1 protein-coding gene is annotated in these 282 nt (G+C 46.1%); it reads left to right on the top strand.

What is annotated here, in order from left to right:
* Positions 1–6: 6 nt before the first annotated feature.
* Positions 7–282 (top strand): iron-containing alcohol dehydrogenase (locus AAEY83_RS14185; RefSeq protein ID WP_351059828.1); only part of this gene is annotated, 276 nt, incomplete at its 3' end.

Genomic DNA, 282 nt, shown 5'->3' with positions numbered 1-282 from the left:
GCTAAGATGATTGCAATGTCGCAGGGCAATAATTGTAAACCTAGACAACTTATTGGAATTCTAAAAGCCAGAAAACCTTCTACGCCGCTATATTGTATTCCTACTACTGCTGGTACGGGCTCAGAGGCAACGCTTGGTGCGGTAGTGTCAGACGATGAAACCCATCAAAAGGCCTTATCTATTGATCCAAGAATGGTGCCATTAGCAGCGGCCATCGATCCGGTCATTATGAAAGGCATGCCTGCGCATATCACAGCCGATACCGGTATTGATGTATTGACC

Source organism: Psychrobacter sp. TB20-MNA-CIBAN-0197 (assembly GCF_040309765.1).
GTDB classification, from domain to species: domain Bacteria; phylum Pseudomonadota; class Gammaproteobacteria; order Pseudomonadales; family Moraxellaceae; genus Psychrobacter; species Psychrobacter submarinus.
The sequence above is the reverse complement of the archived record's forward strand: the minus strand, read 5'-3'. Positions and strand labels throughout refer to the sequence as shown.